This window comes from Micromonospora radicis, assembly GCF_003583405.1.
In the GTDB taxonomy this organism is placed as follows: Bacteria; Actinomycetota; Actinomycetes; order Mycobacteriales; family Micromonosporaceae; genus Micromonospora; species Micromonospora radicis.
In genome coordinates, this window is the sequence record NZ_QXEC01000033.1 from 19890 (window position 1) to 42605 (window position 22716).

19 protein-coding genes are annotated in these 22716 nt (G+C 73.1%); 6 read left to right on the top strand and 13 right to left on the bottom strand.

Going from position 1 to position 22716, the window contains the following annotated elements:
* The first annotated feature begins 22 nt into the window (after window positions 1–22).
* Complete coding sequence (locus D2L64_RS24215; protein ID WP_119579510.1) at window positions 23–580, top strand: sugar O-acetyltransferase; 558 nt, start codon at window positions 23–25, stop codon at window positions 578–580.
* Window positions 581–686: 106 nt separating this feature from the next.
* On the top strand, window positions 687–3314 hold the full coding sequence (locus tag D2L64_RS24220) for a hypothetical protein (protein ID WP_119579511.1): 2628 nt from the start codon (window positions 687–689) through the stop codon (window positions 3312–3314).
* On the opposite strand, the gene D2L64_RS24225 is transcribed toward D2L64_RS24220, so the two are convergent.
* The 3 genes from D2L64_RS24225 to D2L64_RS24235 all read right to left on the bottom strand — a co-directional run bounded on the left by D2L64_RS24225 (window position 3288) and on the right by D2L64_RS24235 (window position 5683).
* Window positions 3288–3938, bottom strand: coding sequence for a nucleoside/nucleotide kinase family protein (locus tag D2L64_RS24225; RefSeq protein ID WP_119579512.1), 651 nt, complete (start codon window positions 3936–3938; stop codon window positions 3288–3290). The genes D2L64_RS24220 and D2L64_RS24225 overlap by 27 nt on opposite strands.
* Complete coding sequence (locus tag D2L64_RS24230) at window positions 3938–4585, bottom strand: SIMPL domain-containing protein (protein ID WP_119579513.1); 648 nt, start codon at window positions 4583–4585, stop codon at window positions 3938–3940. The genes D2L64_RS24225 and D2L64_RS24230 overlap by 1 nt, the downstream gene beginning before the upstream one ends.
* Window positions 4586–4669: 84 nt before the next feature.
* A complete protein-coding gene (locus D2L64_RS24235; RefSeq protein WP_119579514.1) occupies window positions 4670–5683 on the bottom strand; it encodes a prephenate dehydrogenase in 1014 nt (337 codons plus the stop codon).
* 259 nt (window positions 5684–5942) lie between these two features.
* On the opposite strand from D2L64_RS24235, the gene D2L64_RS24240 reads away from it, so the two are divergent.
* Window positions 5943–7787 carry a M48 family metallopeptidase gene (locus D2L64_RS24240; protein ID WP_119579515.1) on the top strand — a complete coding sequence of 615 codons (1845 nt, stop codon included), beginning with the start codon at window positions 5943–5945 and terminating at the stop codon, window positions 7785–7787.
* A gap of 174 nt (window positions 7788–7961) precedes the next feature.
* Here D2L64_RS24240 and dapC read toward each other — a convergent pair whose 3' ends face one another.
* A complete protein-coding gene (gene dapC, locus D2L64_RS24245) occupies window positions 7962–9071 on the bottom strand; it encodes a succinyldiaminopimelate transaminase (protein ID WP_325049925.1) in 1110 nt (369 codons plus the stop codon).
* Entirely contained in the window at window positions 9068–9394 is a 327-nt protein-coding gene (fdxA, locus tag D2L64_RS24250; RefSeq protein WP_119579517.1) for a ferredoxin, read from the bottom strand. Before fdxA ends, dapC begins: the two co-directional genes overlap by 4 nt.
* A gap of 79 nt (window positions 9395–9473) precedes the next feature.
* Between fdxA and D2L64_RS24255 the strand changes: the two genes are divergently transcribed.
* Window positions 9474–10574, top strand: a complete 1101-nt coding sequence (locus D2L64_RS24255; RefSeq protein WP_119579518.1) for a GNAT family N-acetyltransferase — start codon at window positions 9474–9476, stop codon at window positions 10572–10574.
* Window positions 10575–10918: 344 nt separating this feature from the next.
* Here the strand turns inward: D2L64_RS24255 and D2L64_RS24265 are convergent, their stop codons facing one another.
* The 3 genes from D2L64_RS24265 to mshB form a co-directional block, all read right to left on the bottom strand.
* Entirely contained in the window at window positions 10919–11383 is a 465-nt protein-coding gene (locus tag D2L64_RS24265; protein WP_119579519.1) for a hypothetical protein, read from the bottom strand.
* 78 nt (window positions 11384–11461) lie between these two features.
* The gene (locus tag D2L64_RS24270; protein WP_407663188.1) at window positions 11462–11905 is read right to left on the bottom strand and encodes a hypothetical protein; all 444 of its coding nucleotides are present in this window, start codon (window positions 11903–11905) and stop codon (window positions 11462–11464) included.
* Between the two features lie 8 nt (window positions 11906–11913).
* On the bottom strand, window positions 11914–12840 hold the full coding sequence (mshB, locus tag D2L64_RS24275) for an N-acetyl-1-D-myo-inositol-2-amino-2-deoxy-alpha-D-glucopyranoside deacetylase (protein WP_119579520.1): 927 nt from the start codon (window positions 12838–12840) through the stop codon (window positions 11914–11916).
* Window positions 12841–12926: 86 nt separating this feature from the next.
* Here mshB and D2L64_RS24280 point away from each other — a divergent pair, with 86 nt between their 5' ends.
* The gene (locus tag D2L64_RS24280) at window positions 12927–15077 is read left to right on the top strand and encodes a S9 family peptidase (RefSeq protein WP_119579521.1); all 2151 of its coding nucleotides are present in this window, start codon (window positions 12927–12929) and stop codon (window positions 15075–15077) included.
* Window positions 15078–15083: 6 nt separating this feature from the next.
* Here the strand turns inward: D2L64_RS24280 and D2L64_RS24285 are convergent, their stop codons facing one another.
* The 5 genes from D2L64_RS24285 to D2L64_RS24305 form a co-directional block, all read right to left on the bottom strand.
* Window positions 15084–16826 (bottom strand): ABC transporter substrate-binding protein, encoded by a 1743-nt coding sequence (locus D2L64_RS24285; RefSeq protein WP_119579522.1) that lies wholly within the window; start codon window positions 16824–16826, stop codon window positions 15084–15086.
* 70 nt (window positions 16827–16896) lie between these two features.
* The gene (locus D2L64_RS24290; protein WP_119579523.1) at window positions 16897–17883 is read right to left on the bottom strand and encodes an ABC transporter permease; all 987 of its coding nucleotides are present in this window, start codon (window positions 17881–17883) and stop codon (window positions 16897–16899) included.
* Window positions 17884–17888: 5 nt separating this feature from the next.
* Window positions 17889–18821 (bottom strand): ABC transporter permease, encoded by a 933-nt coding sequence (locus D2L64_RS24295; protein ID WP_233559126.1) that lies wholly within the window; start codon window positions 18819–18821, stop codon window positions 17889–17891.
* On the bottom strand, window positions 18818–19819 hold the full coding sequence (locus tag D2L64_RS24300; protein WP_119579524.1) for an ABC transporter ATP-binding protein: 1002 nt from the start codon (window positions 19817–19819) through the stop codon (window positions 18818–18820). Before D2L64_RS24300 ends, D2L64_RS24295 begins: the two co-directional genes overlap by 4 nt.
* Window positions 19816–20850, bottom strand: coding sequence for an ABC transporter ATP-binding protein (locus D2L64_RS24305; protein ID WP_119579525.1), 1035 nt, complete (start codon window positions 20848–20850; stop codon window positions 19816–19818). Before D2L64_RS24305 ends, D2L64_RS24300 begins: the two co-directional genes overlap by 4 nt.
* A gap of 346 nt (window positions 20851–21196) precedes the next feature.
* Here D2L64_RS24305 and D2L64_RS24310 point away from each other — a divergent pair, with 346 nt between their 5' ends.
* Window positions 21197–22633: a TldD/PmbA family protein gene (locus D2L64_RS24310; RefSeq protein ID WP_119579526.1), complete on the top strand. Its 1437-nt coding sequence runs from the start codon at window positions 21197–21199 to the stop codon at window positions 22631–22633.
* Window positions 22634–22716 lie beyond the last annotated feature (83 nt).

The following is a 22716-nucleotide window of genomic DNA, read 5'->3' on the forward strand; positions in this document are numbered from 1 at the left end:
ACCCGGCGGGCATGATCGGCGGATGGGATCCATGAAGGAACGCATGCTGGCCGGCGAGGCGTACCTCGCCGACGACCCGGAACTGGTCGCCGACCACCTCCGCGCCCTGCGCCTGCTCGATCGGATCAACAACGGCGGCATCGACGACCGGGAGGCGCGGCGGGCGGCGCTGCGCGAACTGCTCGGCGAACTCGGCGAGGAGACCGGGATCCGACCACCGTTCTACTGCGACTACGGCTACAACATCCGGATCGGGCCGCGCAGCTTCGTGAACTTCAACGCGGTCTTCCTCGACGTCACACCGATCACCCTCGGCGCCGACGTGCAGGTCGGCCCGAACGTGCAACTGCTCACCCCGACCCATCCGGTCGACCCCGAGCAGCGCCGGGCCAAGTGGGAGGGCGGCCAGCCCATCACCATCGGTGACAACGTCTGGCTGGGCGGCGGCGTCATCGTCCTGGCTGGAGTCACGGTAGGTGACAACACGGTGGTCGGCGCGGGCGCCGTGGTGGCCCGCGACCTACCGGCCAATGTCGTCGCCGTCGGCAACCCCGCCCGGGTCGTACGTCAGATCGACTGACCCTCCACACCCCATCTCACCTGCATAAACATCTCCCCCGACGGGTGGCACTCGACAGCGAAGTCGAGCACTCTGGGTATCAGAGTCGTCACCGGGAGGCTGCACTATGGGAGGTCGCGTCCTCGAACTGCGGGTACACGGAGTGTCCAACACCCCGCCCGCCGAGATCCTGGGGCTGGCCTCCGAGCCGGGCGGTGAGGATCCTCAACCGCGGCTGGTGGCCGGTGGGCCGGTCACCGGCTTCTACCGCTCCGCCACCGCCTCCCCGGTCGATCCGGTCGCCGTCGAGGCGTACAGCTGGGGGCAGTTGACCTCCGGCGCACGGACCGCGCGCGACGTGGAACGGGCGTTGTGGACGCTGCTGCTGCCGTTCACCCTGGCCAACGTGGCGCTACACGCCAGGACCGACATCCCGGCCGACCCCAGAGACGAACGATTCACCGACCGGCCCGGCATCACCGCCTGGCTGATCCGGCTGTTCTGCCTGAGTCTGACCGCCACCCCGGTGCTCGCCCTCACCACCGTCGGCGTCGACCTGATCGGCTGGCAGTGCGTGGACGCGGCCTGCGTGAGCCGGATACCCGGGCCGTGGGACTTCCTCGCCAGCACCTGGTGGCAACAGGGCGGGCGGGCCCTCGCCGTCGGCCTGACCGTACCGCTCGCCATGATCGCGGTGCTCGGCGTGGTCACCTGGCGGACGTACCAGTACGAGGCGGTGATGCCCGCCGGGCCCACCGACCCACCGGTACGCCACGCGTCCGCGCCGACCGACGCCGACCCGCCGGCCGCCCAGCCGGTACCGGACCCGCCACCGGCGCCCGAGCCGCCCGCCGGGCCGCTCACCAACCCGCTCGAAGATCCCACCTTCTGGTGGGGCGAAGGACAGCTACGGCGGGCCGCCGTGCTGCACCTGTGCACCGCCACGGTGGGGGCGGCGGCAGTTCCCCTCGGCACCGTCCTCGTCCTGGCCCCGCCGGACGGCGCCCGCGCCACGGTCGCCTGGACCAGCGCGACGGCGCTCACCGCCGTACTGGTGATCACGCTCGTCGCGCTCGGCCGCCCCTTCCTCACCCGGCGCGACGGCGCCACCCCGCTCGGCCACTGGAGCGTGGCGGTCATCGCCCTCACCGGACTCGGCCTGGCCGGCACCGTCCTGGTGCTGATGCTGCCCGACGGTGCGGCCGGCGCCTCCTTCGCCGGGCTACGCCCACCGGTCGGCTGCGCGGCCGATCCGTCGCTGCCCGGCTGCCTGGAGGACCGTTCGCTGCCGGGCCTCGACCGGATCGTCACCCTGCTCGTCACCGGTCAGCTGCTCCTACTCATCGCCATCGGCGGTACCGCCCGCTCCGGCCGCCGGGGCGGCGCCCCACCCGCCGTCGCCACGGCGCTGCTCGCGGTCGCGACCGCCTGGTGCCAGGGTTGGCTGCCCGGCGTCGGGCCGGCCCCGCTGCAACTGTGGCAGGTCGCCCTGGCCCTGCTGCTCTTCGCCGTCGTCGGCCTGCTGCTGCCCCGCACCCGCACCGAGGTCGGCAAGCAACCGCTCGGGGCCCACACCGACCTGGCGTGGCGCGGCCAGGCCCCGGCCGTGATCGCCGGCTTCGGTTGGCTGCTCTGCCTGGCGTACTGCACCGGACTGCTCTACTGGGTCACCGACCGGCTCAACGGCGACGCCACGCCCAGCGGCCGTTCGGTGGTCGCCCCACCCACCCCGGTGACCTGGGCCGGTCTGCTCTTCGGCATCGCGCTGCTGGTGCTGGTCATGATCGTGGTACGGGCCATCGTGCTGTTCCGCCGGCTGCGTCAGCAGGAGTACGCCGAGCTGCGGGCCAGCGGCCCGCTCTCCGCCCACGACCTGCGCCGCGGCCGGGACGTGAGCACCCATCGGGCCCTGCACCGACTGGTCGGCGAACACGCGCTACGCCTGATCGGTTGGTACGCCGCCGCGATGTGTGTGCTGGCCGTCCTCGGCTGCGTCGCGGCGCTCTCCCCCGCCCGGTCGCACCCGGTCTCGGCGACCGGCAGCGCCGCCGTGGTCAAGTTCGTCGCCGACGTGGGCGACTCGCTGCTCGGCTGGCTGCCGGTGGCGGTCGCCGCCATCGGGCTGATGGTCTTCCGCAACAACACCGTCCGGCGGTCCGTCGGGGTGGTCTGGGACGTCGGCACGTTCTGGCCACGCGCCGCGCATCCGCTCGCCCCACCGAGCTACGCCGAGCGGGCCGTGCCCGAACTGCTCACCCGCACCGCCGGACTGCTCGCCCTGGCCGAACACGACCCCCGGCGGATGGAGGGCATCATCCTGTCCGGGCACAGCCAGGGCACGGTGATCTGCGCGGCGGTCCTGCTGCAACTGCCCCGCCGCTGGCGGCGCCGGATCTGGTACTTCTCGTACGGCTGTCAGCTGACCCGGCTCTACGGCCGGATCTTCCCCGCCTACTTCGGACCGGAGCGGCTGCCGGTGCTGAGCCGGGCGTTGGCCCGCCCCGGCGGCGGTACCAGGTGGACGAACTTCTGGCGGGACACCGACCCTCTCGGCTGGCCGGTCAGCGCCGGCGAACGCGACGTGGCCGTGACCGACCCCGAGGCGCTGCACCCCAGCGACGGTGAGGTGGCCGACCCGCCGATCCGCAGCCACAGCGGCTACCCGGAGGCCGCCGAGTTCCAGCGGGAACGGTCCCGGGTCGCCTGGCTGCTGCGGCGCAGCGTGCCGTCACCCCGCCCCAGGGGGCTCGGCTAGCCGTACCACCAGGTCGGCCCGGTCGACGGTGCCGTGCGCCAGCGCCGCGTTGACCTCGTCGCTACCCAGCGCCCAGGCCCGGGCCTCCTCCGCCGACCGCCCGTACGCCATGTGCCGGGCGACCAGTCGGCGGCGGCGCAGGTCACCGTCGAGATCGAGGAACCACGCCTGGTGCAGCAGCGCCCGCACCTCGTCCCAGGGCCACTCCCGGACCAGCAGATAGTTGCCCTCGGTCACCACCAGCCGCACCTCCGGAGGTATCTCGATCGCACCCGCGATCGGCTCCTCCCACTCCCGGCGGAACTCCGGCGCCCAGACCGAGGTCGGTTCCTTACGGCGCAGCCGACGCAGCAGGGAGACATAGCCGTTGGCGTCGAAGGTGTCCATCGCGCCCTTGCGCGCCGCCCGACCGAGCCGGTGCAGCTCCGCCTGGGCGAGGTGGAAGCCGTCCATCGGCACCAGCCGGGCGGCCGGGCCGACCGCCGCCACCACCTGCGCGGCCAGGGTGGACTTGCCCGCGCCCGGGGCGCCGGTGATGCCGAGCAGCTGCCGCGGGCCGGCGTCGGCCAGCGTACGGGCACGGGCCAGCAACTCCTCGACGGGCAGCACCTCGGCGGGCGGCATCAGGACAGGACCGGCCGGCTGATCGTGAACCGCGCCCGAACGGCCGCGTGCACCCCCTGCGGCTGCGGGTCCAACTCCAGCTCCGGCTGGCCACCGGCCGCCGCACCGCCCGCGTCGAACGCCATCCGAGCCATCATCGGTTGCCCGGTCCCGCCCTCGTCGGCCAGCTCGATCAGCTCGGTCACCTGGGCGCCGAGCGCTGCGGCGTACTCCCGGGCCCGTTGCAGCGCGTCGGTGATCGCGTCGTGCCGGGCCTGCCGATAGGTCGGGCTGTCGGGGCGCAGCGACCACCACGGACCGGCCACCTCGACCTGATCCTGGTCGGCCAGCCGCAACATCAGCTCACCGAGGGCGGTGAAGTCGCTGACCGTCACCGTGGTCACCACCGAGCCGTGCCAGGCCACGATCCGCTCGCCGGAACGTCGCGTCTCGGGTCGCACCCGCAGGTCGCCGGTCTCCCGGCGGTCGATCGACGACTCGGACGAATCCAGCAGCACCCGGACGGCGGCGGCCCGCTCGGCCAGTCGGGTCAGGGCCGCCTCCCGGTCGCGGTCGCGGGCGAGCGCGGTCACCGTGAACCGGGCGACCTCCGGATCGACCTCGCGGTACGCCTCACCGCGCACCGTCACCACCGGTCCGTCCACCATGCCCTCACCCTAGCGGCGGGGCCCGCACCGCGCCCACCGATGCGCCCGCGCGACCGGCCGGCGGCGACCCCCGCCCGACGGCGTTCAGTCGGCCTGTGGCAGCTGCGCGGTGTAGGCGACGACGGCGCCGTCGACCCAGCATCCGGTCAGGTGACCGCCGGCCGCGCCCACCCCGTACAGCCAGGCCAGTTCGTCGCCGCGCCCGCCGACCGGGAACGACCGGAGCTGCTCCCGGTACGGCCGGCCGGTCAGCGCGCGGCGGGCCGCGGCGGCCTCGGCGTACCGGGCGGTGAGCAGTTCGCCGTCGCCGGTCCGCAGCGCGCCGGCCAACTCGTCGAGGACGGCGGTGACCTCGGCCAGCGCGGCCAACACCTGCTCCCGGTTACCGCGCAACATGTTCGCCGTACGCCCCGCCGGGGTGCCGGCGACCCGGGTGCCGTCGCGGAAGCTGCCCGCGGCCAGGGTGAGCACCGCGTCGCGCAGCGACGACCGTTCGGCCGCGCCGGCGAGCGCCCCGGCGAGCAGGTGCGGCACGTGCGACGCGAGGGCGACCACCGCGTCGTGCCGGTCCGCCGCCATCGGCACCACCCGCGCGGCGAACACGTCGGTGACCACGGCGGCGAGCCGACGGAACGCGGTCAGCCCGTCCGGGGCGGGGCAGAGCACCCAGGCGGCGCCCGCGAACAGCTCGGGCGACGCCGCGACCAGGCCGGCCCGGTCCGTGCCGGCCATCGGATGACCGGGGACGAACCGGTGGGTGAGTCCCCGCGCCGCGGCCAACGCCGCCAGCTCCGCCTTGGTGCTGCCCACGTCGGTGAGCAGGCAGTCCTCGCCGGTCGCGGCGGCGACCTCGACCAGCGTCGCGGGCAGCGTGGGCAGCGGCCCGCCGAGGAAGACCAGGTCCCGGTCGGCGACCGCGTCGGCCAGCCGCTCCGCGGTCGGTACGCCCGCCAGCCGGGCCCGCCGACGGGTCGCCTCGTCCGGATCCCAGCCGGTCACGTCCCACCCGGCGGCGTGTAACCGGAGCAGCACCGACCCGCCGATCAGGCCGGTGCCGACCACCGCCACCCGGGGCTGTGCGCCGTCCCTGACCACCATCGCGCACCTCGGCGTCCCGTGTCGGGCGTGGGGCCAGCCGGCCGCACGCGAAGTCCGGGCCGAGGATATCGCCCGATCGGGCGGACCCGGTCCCGCGCGCGGGCGCCGGGGCCGATGCCGTCGCCGGTAACCGGGGCGGTCGAGCCCGGTCCCGGGGGCGGAGGTCGGGCCGTAAGGGGGATGTCCACGACGGATGATCAACCCGTAGCGTGCCTGCGCCACCGCCACGACAGGCGGTTTTCTCACGGGGAGGAACACCATGGCCGCGACGTACCGGGCACTCGCCTCGGTGGTCATGTTGATAGGTTTCTATGTGGTCGCGCTACTCCAGCTCGTCGCCGTCGGCGCGCTGTTCTGGTGGATCGCCAGCAAGACCAACGGTCTCGCGGCCACCAAACTGATGCTGCCGCTGATCGTGGCGCTCGGCGCGGTGGCCGTCGGGCTCTGGAAGGCGATCCGCACCAGGCACGAGCCGGCGCCCGGCCTGGTGCTCGACGAACGGGTGGCACCACAGCTCTGGGCCACCGTCCGCGAACTGGCCACCGCGGTCGGCACCCGGGCGCCCGACGAGATCCGGCTGGTGCCAGAGGTGAACGCGGCGGTCGGCGAGGAGAGTCGCCTCCTCGGCCTGGTCGGCGGCCGACGCACCCTGTACGTCGGCCTGCCGCTGCTGCTGGGGCTGCGGGTCGACCAGCTCCGCTCGGTGCTCGCCCACGAGCTGGGTCACTACTCGGGCAAGCACACCCGGCCGGGCGCGGTCGCCTACCGGGGCCGGGTGGCGATCGGGACCACGATCGAACGGATCAAGCCGCGCAACCCGGTCGGGCTGATCTTCAGGGGCTACGCCAAGCTCTACCTGATGGTGGACAACGCCGCCTCTCGGCGGCAGGAACTGGAGGCCGACCGCGCGGCGGTGCAGCTCGCCGGGCACGAGGCGGCCACCTCCGCGCTGCGCAGCCTGCCCGCGCTCGACGCCGCCTGGAACTTCTACATGGGCGGGTACGTCCAGTCCGGCTGGCAGGCCGGCCTGGCCCCGGACGACCTGTTCGGTGGCTTCGGCCAGCTGCTTCAGGGCCGCCGGGACGAACTCGAACAGCTTCGGCAGGAGGAGCCCGACCGGGAACCCTCGCGGTGGGACACCCACCCGCCGATCGGGATCCGGATCGACGCGATGGCCCAACTGCCGGCCGTCACCGGCACACCCGACGAACGCCCGGCCTCGATCATGCTCGCCGACATCGACGACGCCGGCCGCCGGCTGCAGGACGCGGTGGTCGAACCCGGCGACCGCCAGGTGCTGCCCTGGGCGGAGTTCACCCACGCGTCGATCGCCGCCGACCTGCAACGGCAGGTCGACGGGATCTACCGGGCGGCCGGCCGGTTCACCGGCGCCGCCCAGCCGGGTCTGCCGACCATTCTCGACCTGGTCCGGGAGCGGCGGCTCGGCGAGTTCGCCGAGCAGTTCTTCGACAACGCCACCCGCAAGGAGGCGGCGGTCCGCTTCGCCGGCCCGATGACGATCCTGCTCACCAACGCCGCGGTCCGCGCCGGCCAGGCCCGCTGGGAGCTGTCCTGGACCGGCCCGGCCCGGTTCGTCGGCACCGACGGCGAACCCTTCGACCTCGCCGAGATCGCCAAGCTCGCGGTCGACCCGCAGACCCTGGACGAGGCGTTGACCCGGCTGGCCGAACTCGGCATCGATCCGGCCACGTCGACCGTCGTACGCAGCCGTGCCACCGCCGACAACGCCGGCCTGATCGGCGCCATCGGCAACGTCAAGATCGACGAAGTGCAGCACGACCTGCTGATCCTCGACCGGGGGTTGATCCTGGTCGGGGATCCGGGCAAGGCCGGCGACGGCGAGAAGCGACTCACCGCCCTGCTGGAGTCGGCGCCGGTGGCGAAGCTGGCCACCTGGCACCAGTTCCTACCGTACGAGGAGGTGGTGTCGGTGAACGTGACCAGGGAGATCCCGTTGCGGGCCGAGTTGACGTTGCACGACGGCCGGGTGCTCGCCATGAAGGAGTTGTACGGCAGCGTGCTGCTGGAGCGGCGCAGCCGGGACAACCTGCTGAAGGTGTTCGCCCGCATCAACGAGGACTGACCGGCCCCGGCCCGCTCCCGACCCCAGGAGCGGGCCACCGGCGAACCGGCCCGACGCGGGACCGCCTCAGCGTTCGGCGAACCGGCCCGACGCGGGACCGCCTCAGCGTTCGGCGAACCGGCCCGACGCGGGACCGCCTCAGCGTTCGGCGAACCGGCCCGACGCGGGACCGCCTCAGCGTTCGGCGAGCCGGCCGGCGACCGCGGCGATCCGCTCGTCGGACTCGGTAAGCGCCACCCGGACGTGCTCGCGGGCACCGGGACCGTAGAAGACACCGGCGGCGACCAGCACGCCCCGCCGGGCCAGCCAGTCGACCGTAGCCCAGCAGTCCTCGCCCCGGGTCAGCCAGAGGTAGAGCCCCGCCTCGGAGTGCTCCACGGTGAAACCGGCACCGGTGAACGCCGCCCGCAACGTCTCGCGCCGCGCCCGGTACCGCGCCCGCTGCTCGTCGGCGTGTCGCTCGTCGCGCAGGGCCGCCACCATGGCCGCCTGCACCGGCGCGGGCACGATCATCCCGGCGTGCTTGCGTACCTTGAGCAACTCGGCCACCAGGGCCGGGTCACCGGCGACGAAGCCCGCCCGGTAGCCGGCCAGGTTGGATCGCTTGGACAGCGAGTGCACCGCCAGCACCGAGTCGTACGACCCGCCGCAGACCTCAGGCGAGAGCACCGAGACCGGCTCGGCCGCCCAGCCCAGCGGCAGGTAGCACTCGTCGCTGGCGACCACGGCACCGCGCTCCCGGGCCCAGTCCACCACCTTGCGCAGGTGGGTGGCGGGCAGCACCCGGCCGGTCGGGTTGCTCGGCGAGTTCACCCAGACCAGGCGAACCCGCGAGGTCGGGCCGACGGCGGTCAGCGAGTCGGCGCGTACCGTGGTGGCGCCGGCCAGCCGGCCCCCGTCCTCGTACGTCGGGTAGGCGATCGACGGGACCACCACCACGTCACCCGGCCCCAGCCCGAGCAGGGTGGGCAACCAGGCGACCAACTCCTTCGAGCCGATCGTCGGCAGCACCCCGAGCCCGTCGACCCCGGCGCCGCAGGCCCGGGCCACCCAGGCCGCGATCGCGTCCCGCAGCACCGCGGTGCCGGCGGTCAGCGGGTAGCCCGGCGCGTCGGCCGCGTCGGCCAGCGCCGCCCGGATCACCTCCGGCACCGGGTCGACCGGCGTACCCATGGAGAGGTTGACCAGGCCGTCCGGATGCGCCGCGGCCAGGGTGGCCGCGGCGTCCAGGGTGTCCCAGGTGAACTCGGGCAGCCGCGACGAGACCGGCGCGGGCCGGTTCAGTGGCCCTCGCCGCGCGGCGGCTGCGCGGCGACGAAGGTGGCGTCCTTCTCCACCTTGCCGATCTTCGAGGCGCCACCGGGCGAGCCCAGTTCCTCGAAGAACTCGTAGTTGGCGGCGGTGTAGTCCTTCCACTGCTCCGGGACGTCGTCCTCGTAGAAGATCGCCTCCACCGGGCAGACAGGCTCACAGGCACCACAGTCGACGCACTCGTCGGGGTGGATGTAGAGCATCCGGTTGCCCTCGTAAATGCAGTCGACCGGGCACTCCTCGATGCATGCCTTGTCGAGCACATCCACGCACGGCTCGGCGATGATGTAGGTCACCGGTCTTCTCCTCCGCAAGACACGCCGCGATCACCCGCGACGGTAAGAGCCTAGTATCTCGCCCGGGAGGAGGTCGATCGTGCTCCGAGAGCAGGATGTGGGACACCGGATCGTGGTCCGTCGGGTGGTCGGGGTCCGCGCCGGTCGCCCGGTGTACTCCGACGCCCTCGGCGAGTTGGTCGAACTGACCGAGACCCACCTCACGCTGACCACCCGCCAGGGGCCGCTACGCGTCCCGATGGCGCAGGTGCACCGCGCGAAACGGGTTCCGCCGACCCGGCGCCCGGCCGCCGACGCCGTGGTCGACCTGGAACTCGCCGCCGCGCAGGCCTGGCCGGCACCGACCCAGGCCCGCCTCGGCGACTGGCTGCTGCGCGCCGCCGACGGGTGGACCGGGCGGGCCAACTCGGCCCTGCCGGTCGGCGACCCGGACCGGCCGCTGCCGGCCGCGCTGGACGCCGTCGAGCGCTGGTACGCCGAACGGAACCTACGCGCGATGGTCAACACGCCGTTGCCGCTGGCCGCACCGGTCGGTGCCGAACTCGACCTGCGCGGCTGGGGCAGCCGCCCGACCGTCCTGGTGCAGACCACCCCGCTGGCCGTGCTCGCCGCGTCGGCCGCCGCCGCCCGCCGCCACCCGAGCCCGCCCCCCGCCACCGCCCGCCCGGCGACCCCGCCACACGCCACCGCCCGCCCGGCGACCCCGCCACACGCCACCGCCCGGCCGGCGCCGCCCGACGCCACCGCCCGCCCGGCGCCGCCCGACGCCGCCCCCACGGTGCTGGTCGAGTTGGCCGGGCTGCCGTCCGAGGAATGGCTGGCGGTGGCGTCCGGCCGCAAGGGCGGACTGCCCAACGCCGCCCGGCACGTACTGACCGCCGTGGACCAGGTCCGCTTCGCCCACGCGTACGCCGATGGCACCCTGGTCGGGATCGGCCGGGGCTCGGTGACCGGCCAGGGCCGCTGGCTCGGACTGTCGTTGATCGAGGTGCTGCCTTCCGCCCGTGGCCGGGGCTACGCCACCGCCGTCGTCCACGCGCTGGCGAGCTGGGCCGAGACGGTGGGCGCGACCGACGCCTTCCTTCAGGTGGAGCAGCGCAACGCCGCCGCGGTGTCGCTCTACCGCAAGTTGGGCTTCACCACCCACCACACCTACCGGACCCGGGTCGCCCCTGACTGACCCGTCCCGCTCGGCCGGCCCCGCCTGGCCGCCCCGGCTCCGCCCGGCCCGCTCCGGCTCCGCCCGGCCCGGCCCGGCCCGCTCCGCCCGGCTGCCTGCCCGGCTGCCTGCCTGCCTGCCTGCCTGCCTGCCTGCCACAAGATCGTGCTCGATCCGGGATCGAGTGGCCTCAGCCGGCCGGGTAGGCACTCGATCCCGGATCGAGCGACAACGACCAGGACCAGCAGGACCAGCAGGACCAGCAGGACCAGCAGGACCAGCAGGCCAGCAGGCCAGCAGGCCAGCAGGCCAGCAGGCCAGCAGGCCAGCAGGCCAGCGGGCCAGCGGGCCAGCGGGCCAGCGGGTCAGCGGCGGACGATCCGGCGCGGCTTCGCGGTGCCGCTCTCGGCGTACCGCTGCAGGCTGCGCGAACGGTAGTCCCGGCCGAGCGTGGTGAGCACCAGGTGCCCCAGGATCGCGCCGAGGCTGGTCGCCACCAGGTAGAGCACGGCCTGCCAGAAGAAGGTGGCGCTGCCGTCGGCGAACGGGCTCCGGCCGACCAGCAACGGCCCGACGAACATGGTCAGGGCCAGCGCGATCCCGATCGCGGCGGCGATCTCGGCGCCCCACTGGGCGGGCGGACGGGACCGCCCCCAGGCGATGGCGGTCCCCGCCAGGGTCAACCCGATCACCACGAACATCCCGAGCGTCACCCGGTCCGCAGCGGCCTCGTCACCGTCGAAGCCGAACCGGATGATCAACCGGGCGACCACGTTGACCGCGAACAACGCAATCGTGAGTGCCCCGACCGCGCGCCACCGCTGCCCCATCGCACGCCTCCCGCCGTACCGCCCGCCCCGATGGCGGATCTCCTGGCAGGAATGTCTACCACCCGGGACGCGACAGCGTCAGTACCGGCGGGGCGGCTGGGCAGCCAGGATCGACCGGAACGCCATCACCGCGAAGGTCATCGCGCCGACCACCACCAGGACGAACCCGACCCAGTTGCCGATCAGCAGGACGTCGCCCTCGCTGGTTCGGTCGGCGGCAGCCACCATGATCACCACCCAGGGCAACGCGGGCAGGGCCACCGCCCAGCGGCTCCCCACGGTCTCGATGGCGAACCAACTGAGCGCGGCGTTGGCGACCACGGCCACCAGCACCGCCACCCCGATCGGGTACCCGCCGATCCGCAGCGGGGCGAGCAGCAGTTCCAGCACCGCGGTGACGGTCCCGGCGACGACCGCGATCAGGCCACCGGCCACCCGCAGCGCGGCGTCGAGGATCCGCCGCACCGGGGACGGCCGGGGCGGCTGCGGCGTCTGCTCCGGCGGGGCGACCGACATGGCGATCGGCGAGGTCACCGGTGACCGGCCGAGGTCACCGGGGTACGCCGTCGGTCCGGCTCGACCGCCAGCCCGGCGAACAGGTCGGCTTCCCAGCCGTACCGGCCGCCGCCCGGCCCCTTCGTGCCGACCGCCAGCGTGAAGTACTCCACTCCCATGAACTCGGCGCCGAAGTTGCCGGCGATCGAGTAGAGCCAGGAGGTGGCGGGGATCTGGGTGGCGTGCGCGCGCATCGCCGCCTCCTTCGCGGCGTGCTGCTCGGTGGCGTCGATCCGGGCCGCGATCTGCTCGTCCGGAGTGCAGAAGGGCAGCTCCGTGGCGTCGGAGATGCCGGCGAAGGGGTTGTCGGAGGACTCCTCGAAGTGCTTCATGCCGGCCTCCAGGACGCTCTGCGGCATCGCCGTCCAGTAGACCTTCGCCGGGGCTAGACCCTCGCGGGCGGCCAGTTCGGCGGCCCGCATCGCGACCCGGTGCGCCTGGATGTGGTCGGGGTGCCCGTAGAAGCCGTTCTCGTCGTACGTGATCATCACCTGCGGGCGTACCTCCCGGATGGTCTCCAGCAGGTAGCCGGCGGCCTCGTCGAGGTCGGCCTGCCAGAACGCCCGGGGGTGCTGGTTGGTGGGCAGGCCCATCATGCCGGAGTCGCGGTAGCGACCGGCGCCACCGAGGAAGCGGTGGTCGGTGACGCCGAGCTCGGCACAGGCGTCGGCCAGTTCGGCGATCCGGTACCCGCCGAGCTGGTCGGCCTCGGCCGCGGCGAGACCCGCCAACTCCGGTACGTGGATCTCACCCTCCTCGCCCAGCGTGCAGGTGACCAGGGTGACGTGGGCACCGGTGGCCGCGTAGTGGGCCATCGTCGAGCCGGTGCCGATGGACTCGTCATCAGGATGCGCGTGGACCAGCAGCAGGCGGCGGTCAGGCAGCGTCGTCACGACGGTCACTCTAACCGGCGGTTTGTCCGCACCGGCCCAGACGCGTCCGCCTGGGTCCGGCACATCGCGCTGCGCACCGGCCTACGATCTGGCCTGTGGACTTTCCCGAGCTGGCCGCCCGCACCCGCAGGTTCAGCCACGGGGCGCCGCGCGCCGTCTCCGTGGCCGACGACGGCGCCCGAGTGATCTTCCTACGTTCCGCCGGACCGGAAGATCCGGCGGACGCGCTCTGGCAGCTGGACGTCGCCACCGGCGAGGAGCGCCTGGTCGCCTGCCCGGTCACGCTGCTCGGCGCGGACGCCGACCCGGGCGCGCTCAGCCCCGGCGAGCGGGCCCGGCGGGAACGGCTGCGGCTGACCGCCGGCGGCATCGGCTCGTACGCCCTCGACGCCGCCGGACGGGTGGCGGTCTTCGCCCTGGCCGGCCGGCTGTTCCGGGCCGACCTGGTGCACGGCGACGTGATCGAGGTGCCCGCCGTCGGGCCGGTACTGGATCCCCGGCCCGACCCCACCGGCCACCGGCTGGCGTACGTGACCGACGAGGCCGAGGGGGTACGCCGGGGTCAGCTACGGGTGGTCGACGCCGACGGCACCGACGCCATCCTCGCCGGTGAGGACTCCGGGGTGGTCTGGGGTCTGGCGGAGCACATCGCGGCGGAGGAGTTCCGGCGCCACCGCGGGTACTGGTGGGCTCCGGACGGCCGGTCGGTGCTGGCCACCCGGGTCGACGAGTCGCGGGTGCCCCGTTGGCACCTGCACGACCCGGCGCATCCGGGCGTCGCGCCGGTCAGTGTGGCGTACCCGGTGGCCGGTGGCCCGAACGCGGAGGTCAGCCTGCACCTGCTCGACCTCGACGGTGGCTGGGTCGACGTGCACTGGGACCGGGAGACCTACCCGTACCTGACCGCCGTGCACTGGGCCGAGGGCGCTCCGCTGATCACCGTGTTGCGCCGCACGCAGCAGCACGGCCTGGTGCTCGCGGTCGACCCGCGCACCGGTGAGACGCAGGTACACGCCGAACTGGCCGATCCCCGCTGGGTGGAGCCGATCGCCGGTACCCCCGCACACCTGCCCGACGGGCGGGTGCTGGTCGGCGGCGAACTGGCCCACGACGGGTACGACGCCCGCTGCCTCTTCGCCGACGGCACCCTGCTCACCCCGCCCTCGCTGTACGTACGCCGGGTGGTGGGCCGGCTGGCCGCCGCGAGCGGCCCGGCTGACCTGCTGGTGGAGGCGAGCGACGGCGAGCCCAGCGAGCAGCACCTGTTCCGGGTACGCACCAGCATCGGCGGCGGGGTGGACGCCCGCCGGCTCACCACCGACTCGGGCTGGCACACCGCCGCGGTCGGCGGCGACGTGCTGGTCGTCGGCACCGCCTCGCTCGACCACGCGGGCGTGCGGTGGACGGTCCGCCAGGGCGACCGGGAGGTGGGCACGCTGCGGTCGCTGGCCGCCACCCCGTCGTACGCCCCGTTGCCGTTGCTGGAACGGGTTACCGACCGGCGGCTGCCGTCGGCGGTGCTCTACCCGGACAACCACGTCACCGGCCGGCGGCTGCCGGTGCTGCTGGACGTCTACGGCGGGCCGGGGCACCAGGAGGTGGTGGCGGCGCGGGCGGCGTGGCTGGAGCGGCAGTGGTGGGCCGACGCCGGCTTCGCGGTGGTGGTCGTCGACAACCGCGGTACGCCGGGCATCGCACCCTCGTACGAGAAGGCCATCCACCGGCGGGTCGCGGACGTGATCCTCGCCGACCAGGTGGAGGCGCTCAACGCGCTCGCCGACAAGCACCCGGACCTGGATCTGGGTCGGGTGGCGGTGCGCGGCTGGTCGTTCGGTGGCTGGCTGGCCGGCCTGGCGGTGCTGCGCCATCCGGAGCTGTTCCGGTGTGGGATCGCCGGTGCGCCGGTCACCGACTGGGCGCTGTACGACACCGCCTACAGCGAGCGGTACCTGGGCCTGCCCGACGACGGCATGGACGTGTACGCCCACCACTCGCTGGTGGAGTTGGCCGCCGACCCGGTCACCGGACCGGGGCAGGCCCGACCGTTGCTGCTGGTGCACGGCATGGTGGACGACAACGTGGTGGCGGCGCACACGCTGCGGCTGTCGGCGGCGTTGCTGGCCACCGGCCGTCCGCACGCGGTGCTGCCGCTACCGGGCGCCACCCACATGGCCGCCGGTGGGCTGGCCGAGCGCCTCCTCCGGCTGGAGCTCGACTTCCTCCGCACCCACCTCGACGTAGCGTGAGGAACCTCAGGGTCGGACGTGGGCGTTGACGAGGGAGGGGTGGCCGAAGACGCTGGAGACGAAGACACCACCCACCTTGGAGCCGTGCACCAGGTACGCCACGTCGACGTAGAGCGGCACCACCGGCGCGTGCTCCCGCATGATCCGCTCGTCGAGCCGGGCCCACTCGGGCCCCTGCGCACCCGGGGGCAGGGCGAGGATCCGGTCGAACTCGGCGTCGACCGCCGGATGGTGGAAGTACGCCTCGTTGCTGTTGCCCGCGGCCCTGATGCCGCGCCCGTCGTAGAGGACCGGCAGGATCGACGCGCCGCTCGGCCAGTCCGCGGCCCAGGAGCTGAGGTACAGGTCCCAGGGGTTGTCCCGCTTCTTGATCTCGTCGAACTTGGCGCCGACCGGGATGTTGCGCACCGTGATCTTGAAACCGGCGCGTTCCAGGTTGCCCTTGAGCTGCGTCACGACCTGCTGCTCGACCGAGTTGTCCGCCGCGCCGAGGACCAGTTCCGGGGTCTGCCCGGCGAGCAGTTCCCGCGCCTTCTCCGGATCGCCGTTCGGCCCTGCCGGATAGGCGTCGTACGCCTGGAAGCCGATCGTGGCCGGCGGCATCAGGGTGGTCATCGGCGCCGCCACGTTCGGCCCGCCGAGCACCTTGATCAGACCCTCCCGGTCGACGGCGTAGTTGAGCGCCCGACGCACCCGCAGGTCGGTGACCCGCCGGTTGTTGATGATCAGATGGTTCGCGCTCGGCGTCGGGGAGAGGATCGTCCGGGAGCGCAGCCCCGGGTCGCCAGCGACCCGGGCCACCAGCGAGGCGGGCACGTAGTTCCAGGACAGCGCGCGCTGGTCGGCGCCGTTGTCGGCGATCACCCGGTTGGCCGCGGCGTCCGGGGTCGGGCCGAAGGTCCACACGAACCGGTCCGGGTACTGGTGGCGGACCGGATCGGTGGCGGCGTCCCAGTGCTCGTTGCGCTCCAGCACCACCTCGACGCCCGCCTGGTAGCGGGTGACCTTGTACGGGCCGGACGAGAAGGGTGCGTTGCCGAGGTTGAGCCCGGTGTCCCGATCGGGCGGCAGGGGCGCGGTGCTCGGCAGGGACACCGCGAACGGCAGGTCACAGCGCGGCCGGGCGAACTCGAAGCGCAGGGTCCGCTCGTCCGGTGTGGTCAGGCCGGGTGGCAGCGTGTTCCGGTTGGCCCGGAAGTCCCACGCGGTGTCGTACTGGGGGGTGTCGGCGAGCCACTCCTGAAGGTAGGTGGGGCCACCGGCAAGGTCCGGGTCGAACGAGCGGGCGATGCCGTAGCCGATCTCCCGGGCGGTGATCGGGCGGCCGTCCTCGAACTTCACCCCATCCTTGATCTTGAACTCCCAGACCCGGCAGTCGTCGTCGACGTCGGTGCCCGGCGTCTCGGCGAGGTCTCCGACCAGCACCAGGTTGCCCTTGCCGTCGTCCTTCCAGGTGGTCAGGAAGCGCGCGAACAGCGGCGTGGCCATCAGGCCGACGAACGAGTACGTCCGCTGCGGATCCAGGTGCGCGATCGGGGTCTCCCGGATGATGGTGAAGGTGCCGCCGGCCTGCGCACCGGGCACCTCGGGTGCCGGCCCGGCCGAGTCCCGTGGGTCGGTGGCGATGACCCCGGTGTGCTGCCGACCGGTGTCCACGGTGGCGCCCTCGCCGGAGTTCTCCGTGCACGCGCCGAGGGCCGCCACCAGTGCGACCGCGGTACCCGCACCGGCCACCACGCGTGGTCTCATCCGCTACCTCCTCAGTGATCCAGGCAGTTACCGGCAAGTTTCTACCGGAGCCCTCCGACGATCGTGGCGCTCAACCGAGCCGGACCCGCGGATCGACAGCCGCGTAGAGAACGTCCACCAGCAGATTCGCCAGCACCACGAAGACGGCGGCGATCAACACCGTGCCCATGATGGTCGGCAGGTCACCGGCGCGTACCGCGTCGACGGCCGTCCGACCGAGTCCCTGGATGCCGAAGGTCGTCTCGGTGATCACCGTGCCGCCGAGCGCCGCACCCACGTCCAGGCCGGCGACGGTGACCACGGGCGTGATCGCCGCGCGCAGCGCGTGTCGCCCGTACACCCGTGCCCGGCCCAGGCCCTTGGCCCGCGCGGTACGGATGAAGTCCTCGCTCAGCGTCTCCAGCAGTTGGGCCCGGAACAGCCGGGCGTAGCTCGCGGAGAAGAGCAACGCCAACGAGCACCAGGCGAGCACCAGACCGCCCGCCCAGCGCACCGGATGCTCGGCCAACGGGGTGTAGCCGGGCACCGGCAACCAGCGCAGCGTGTAGACGAAGACCAGCATCAGCACCGCGCCGACGAAGTAGAGCTGCAACGAGGCACCGGTCAGCGAGAAGCCGATCGCTGCCCGGTCCAGCCAACTGCCCCGCCGCAACGCGGAGACCAGGCCCAGGCCCACGCCGAGCAGCAGCCACAGCACGGCCGCCGGCACGACGATGCTCAGGGTCACCGGCAGCACCCGGGCGAGGGTGTCGGTGACCGCCTCGTTGTTCACGTACGACCAGCCCAGGCAGGGCGCGTCGCACCGACCGCCCTGGGCGGTGCCCAGCTCCCGGCCGGTGAAGATGCCCTTGAGGTAGCCGGCGTACTGGCTGACCAGCGGGTCGCGCAGCCCCAGTTCCTGACGTACCCGCGCCAACCGCTCCGGGTTGCAGTTCTTCGGGCACATGCCGCTGACCGGGTCACGGGGCAGGGCGAAGAACATCAGGAAGGTCAGCACGCTCACCGCGAAGAGGGTGAGCACCGCGGAGAGGATCCGCTGCACCAGGAAACGCACCATGTCGGCTACCTCGACGAGCGGGGGTCGAGGGCGTCGCGCAGCGCGTCCCCGAACAGGTTGAACGCGCACACCAGCGCGAAGATCGTGACGCCGGGGAAGAAGACGAACGCCGGATCGGTCTGTAGGTAGTCCAGGCTCTGGTAGATCATCCGGCCGAAGCTGGGGGTCTCCTCGGTCAGCCCGACACCGATGAAGGACAGCGCCGCCTCGCCGGTGACGAACTGTGGCACCGCCAGCGAGAAGGAGACCAGGATTGGCGCCCAGAGGTTCGGCAACAACTGCCGGAACAGCATGTGACCAAGGCCGGCGCCGCTGGCCCGGGCCGCCGCCACGAACTCCCGTTCCCGAAGGCCGAGCACCTGGCCACGGACCAGCCGGGCGGTACCCGTCCAGCCGAACAGGGCGAAGACCGCGATCAACACGCCGACTCCGAAGGCCGCCGGCACCGCGTCCCGCGGCCCGTAGAAGCGCAGGGTCACCGTCGGGGTCAGGGCGAGCGCGATGACCAGGAAGGGCATGGCCAGCGTCAGGTCGGTGACCCAGCTGAGCACCGCGTCGAGCCAGCCGCCGAGGTATCCGGCCAGCGCACCGAGCACCACCCCGAGCACGGTGCTGAGCACCGCCGCCGTGAGGGCGATGAACAACGAGGTACGCAGGCCGTACACCAAGCGGATGAAGACGTCCCGCCCGAGTCCGGGCTCCAGCCCGAAGAAGTGGTCGCCGGAGACCCCACCGGCGTAGCCGAGCGGCATACCGGACGCGTCCAGCCGGTCCTGGAACTGGTCCCGCGGCCCGATCCCGTACGCCAGCTCGATCAGTGGCGCGGCGAGGGCCAGCAGTACGAACAGCACCAGCATCGCGCCGCTGACCTGGGCGGTGCGGTCGCGGTACAGCCGCCGCCAGGCGAGCTGCCCGGGCGAGCGGCCGACCACCCTCACGCGCCGTGCTCCGGATCCAGCGGTCCCGCCTGGGGGAAGTGACAGGCGACCGCCGCCGCGCCGTCGTCGGGCTGGACGAGGGCCGGTTCCTCGACGGCACACCGGTCGCGCGCGTTCGGGCAACGGGTCCGGAAGCGACAGCCCGAAGGCGGGTCCAGCGCGCTGGACACGTCACCGGTGAGCCGGATCCGGCCGGCCGGACCGAGCCTGGTCACGTCCGGTACGGCCGACAGCAGCGCGCGGGTGTACGGGTGTCGCGGGTTCCGGTAGACCTCCGCCCGGTCGCCGATCTCCACAATCCGGCCCAGGTACATCACCGCCACCCGTTGGCAGAGGTGCCGGACCACGGCCAGGTCGTGCGCGATGAACAGGAACGCCAGGCCGAGTTCGCGTTGCAGGCCGCGCAGCAGGTTGACCACCTGCGCCTGGATGGACACGTCCAGGGCGGAGACCGGCTCGTCCGCCACCACCAACCGCGGCCCGGGCGCCAGGGCCCGGGCGATGCCGACGCGTTGCCGCTGACCGCCGGAGAACTCGTGCGGGTACCGGTCGTGGTGCTCCGGGTTCAGGCCGACCAACTCCATCAACTCGCGTACCCGGGCCCGGATGCCGCCGACCGGGGTGATCCCGTTGACCCGCAACGGCATCGCGATGATCCGGCCGACGGTGTGCCGAGGATTCAGCGACGCGTACGGATCCTGGAAGATGATCTGTAGTTGCGGTCGGAGTGGACGTAGTGCCCGTCGCCCGGCGTGGGTGATGTCCCGCCCGGCGAACTCGATCCGTCCCCCGGTCGGTTCGAGCAGCCGCACCAGCATCCGGCCGGTGGTGCTCTTGCCGCAGCCGGACTCGCCGACCAGGCCGAGCGTCTCCCCCGCCCGCAGGTCGAGGTCCAGCCCGTCCACCGCCCGCACCAGCCCACCGCGCGCCGCGAAGTGCTTGGTCAGCCCGCGGACCCGCAACAGCGGCTCGTCGTCGTGGCCCTCGTCCGCCCTCATCGGGCCACTCCCACCCGGGCGACGTCCTCGGCGTAGCGCCGGGCCCGTTCCTCGCCGGGCAGGTGGCAGGCCGCCCGCTGCCCGGGCGTACCGGCCGGGCGCAGTTCGGGGCGTTCGGTCGGACACCGGCCGCCGGCGTACTGCGGGTAGCGGCAGCGCGGGTGGAAGGCGCACCCGCTCGGCACCTCGACCAGGCTCGGCGGGTGGCCGGGGATCGGTCTGAGGTCCACCTCCGGGTCACCGCGCAACGACGGCACGCTGGACAACAACCCCCAGGTGTACGGGTGCTGCGGACGACGCAGCACCGACTCGGCGCCGCCCTGCTCCACCACCCGGCCGGCGTACATCACCAGCACCTCGTCGGCCACCTGGCCGACCACCCCGAGGTCGTGGCTGACCAGGACGATCGCGGTGCCGAACTCGGCCTGCAGGTCGGCCAGCAGGGCCAGGATCTGCGCCTGCACGGTGACGTCCAGCGCGGTGGTCGGCTCGTCGGCGATCAGCAGGTCCGGGTCGTTCACCAGGGCCATCGCGATCATCACCCGCTGCCGCATGCCACCGGAGAACTGGTGGGGATAGTCGTCGTAGCGCCGCGCCGGCTGCGGGATCCCCACCCGGCCGAGCATCTCGACCACCCGTCGGCGGGTCGCGGCCCGGCCGGCCCGGGGATGATGCACCCGGTACGCCTCGGCGACCTGTCGGCCGACCGGATAGTACGGGTGCAGCGCCGACAGCGGATCCTGGAAGATCATCGCCATGTCCCGGCCGCGCAGCCGACGAAGCTCGCGCTCCGGCCGGCCGAGCAGCGGGCGCCCGCCGAGGGTTATCTCACCGGTGACGGTGGCCCGTCGGGGATCGTGCAGGCCGAGGATGGCCAGCGAGGTGACGCTCTTGCCCGAGCCGGACTCGCCGACCACCGCGAGCGTGCGCCCGGGGTGCACCGCGAACGAGACGCCGTCGACGGCACGCACCACCCCGGCCGGGGTGGTGAAGCCGACCCGCAGGTCGTCCACTCGCAGGTAAGGGTCCACGATGCCTCCCTCCGGCGCCCCGAGGAAGGGAAACTACAGCAGAAACGTGAAACCAGGAACAAAGCTACGCGGGGGTCGAAGCACCCCTGCGCTGCCGAACGAGGGCGACTCGCTCAACCACCTTCCACCCCACCCACCGGCACGACTGGTGCGACCATGAAGAGCCATCACGGCAGGATCCGGCGGTACGGGTGGAGGTGACCATGACCGTGGCGGTGCCCTACGTCGAGCATCGGTCGGCCAGGCGCGGCGAGACGTTACAGCTGGCGTCACCCGTGCGGGCCACCATCCGACCGGACGATCTCGTCCCCTGACGGCTGTCGGTGCGCTCGCCTAGGGTCTATGCATGAGCGAGTTCGACGCGGCGGCCGCCGCGGTGCAGGCCGCCCTGGACACCGGGGCCCGGTATGCCGACGCCCGGGTGATGCACCGCCGCTACGAGTCGATGTCCGCCCGCAACGGCGAGGTCGAGGCGCTGACCCAGGACGAGAGCGTCGGGCTGGGCGTACGCGCGCTGGTCGGTTCGAGTTGGGGGTTCCACGCCGTACCGGAGCTGTCCGACCGGGCTGCCCGCGACGCCGGTCACCGGGCCGCGCGGACCGCCGCGGCGAGTGCTCTGGTGCCGGGCCCGCAGGTCGACCTGGTGCCGGTCGACCCGGTCGTCGCGAGCTGGTCGTCGCCCTGCGAGGTGGACCCGCTCGGGGTCTCCCTGGCCGTCAAGGGTGACCTGCTGGTGGCCGCCACCGCGACGATGGCCGGGCACGGCGCCGATCTCGCCGAGGGCCTCTACCAGGTCTGGGACACCGCGAAGTGGTTCGTGTCCAGCGAGGGACACCGGATCGACCAGCACATCCGCGAGTGCGGCGCCGGCATCGCGGCCACCTCGATCGGCGATGGCGAGACGCAACGACGATCCTGGCCGAGCTACCGCGGCCAGTACGGCACCACCGGCTGGGAGCTGGTGGAGTCCCTGGAGCTGACCGCGCACGCGGCCCGCATCGCCGAGGAGTCGCGGGAACTGCTCACCGCGCCGCTCTGCCCGACCGGCGAGACGGACCTGATCCTCGGCGGCGAGCAACTGGCCCTGCAGATCCACGAGTCGGTCGGGCACGCCATCGAGCTGGACCGCATCCTCGGCTGGGAGGCCGCCTTCGCCGGTACCTCGTGGCTGGACCTGGCCCAGCTCGGCTCGCTGCGCTACGGCTCCGACCTGATGAACATCACCATCGACCCGACCATCCCCGGCGCGCTGGGCAGCTTCGGCTACGACGACGAGGGCTCACCGGCGGTCAAACGCCACGCGGTACGCGACGGGCGGTGGGTGGGCGTGCTGGCCGGGCGGGACTCGGCCGCCGTGGCCGGCCTCGACCACGGCGGCAGCGTACGCGCCGACGGGTGGGCGCGGCTGCCGATGGTCCGGATGACAAACGTCGGCCTGGAGCCGGGCCCGCACACGCTGGAGGAGATCGTCGCCGCCACCGACAACGGGGTGCTGATGGACGTCAACCGGTCCTGGTCCATCGACGACAAGCGGCTGAACTTCCAGTTCGGCTGCGAGATCGGGTGGGAGATCCGCAACGGCCGACGAGTACGGATGCTGCGCAACCCGACGTACACCGGTATCGGCCCGCTGTTCTGGCGCTCGATGGACATGCTCTCCTCCGAGATCGTCTCCTGGGGCACCCCGAACTGCGGCAAGGGCCAGCCGGGTCAGGTCGGGCACACCGGCCACCCGGCCGCGCCGGCCCGGTTCCGCAACGTCCGACTGGGGGTACGTGCGTGAGCGCGAGGAGTGAGCCGATCCTGCGAGCCCCGCAGCCGCGAACCAGGGTGGCACCGTGAGCGCGAGGAGTGAGCCGATCCTGC